The 899-nt window shown below is 65.5% G+C and carries 1 protein-coding gene; it reads left to right on the top strand.

Annotation, left to right across the window (positions count from 1 at the left end; genetic code table 11):
• Positions 1-899 (top strand): hypothetical protein (locus tag EYW47_RS40645; protein ID WP_165976826.1); only part of this gene is annotated, 899 nt, incomplete at both ends.

The raw sequence follows: 899 nt of genomic DNA, 5'->3' as shown, positions 1-899 counted from the left end.
AACCTGGAAAATGCGACGGCTGGCATCGTGTCGGGCGCGACGGGCGGCTACACGCTGACCAACGACGTGGAAAGCAACCTCGGCACGCTGACGGTGGCGCACGCTGAACTGGCGACGGGCGCTAGCAACTTCGTCTCGAACGCCTACACGTACGAGCTGAGCGACACGCTGCAGCACCTGGAAGGCGCTGCGCCCGGCATCATTTCGGGCGCGATGGGCGGCTACACGCTGATCGACGACGCGAACAGCGACCTCGGCACGCTGACGGTGGCGAACGCGGATCTGGCGACGGGCGCGAACAACTTCAGCTCGAACCACTACACGTACGAGCTGAGCGACACGCTGCTGCACCTGGAAGGCGCGGCGTCCGGCATCATTTTGGGCGCGACGGGCGGCTACACGCTGACCGACGACGCGAACAGCGACCTCGGTGTGCTGACGGTGGCGAACGCTGAGCTGGCGGCGGGCGCAAACAACTTCGTCTCGGGCGGCTACACGTACGGCCTGAACGATACGCTGAGCGACCTGGAAAATGCGGCGACCGGCATCGTGTCGGGTGCGACGCAGGGCTACACGCTGACCAACGCCGTGGAAAGCGACCTCGGCACGCTGACGGTGGCGAACGCGGAACTGGCGAAGGGCGCAAGCAACTTCGTCTCGAACGCCTACACGTACGAGCTGAGCGATACGTTGCTGCACCTGGAAGGCGCGACTACCGGCATCATTTCGGGCGCGACGGGCGGCTACACGCTGACCGACGACCTGGAAAGCAACCTCGGCACGCTGACGGTGGCGCACGCTGAGCTGGCGACGGGCGCAAACAACTTCGTCTCGAACGCCTACACGTACGAGCTGAGCGACACGCTGCTGCACCTGGAAGGCGCGGCGTCCGGCATCAT

The sequence above is a fragment of the Paraburkholderia silviterrae genome (assembly GCF_004353915.1).
Classification (GTDB): Bacteria; Pseudomonadota; Gammaproteobacteria; order Burkholderiales; family Burkholderiaceae; genus Paraburkholderia; species Paraburkholderia silviterrae.
This window is presented reverse-complemented; position numbering and strand designations above follow the sequence as displayed.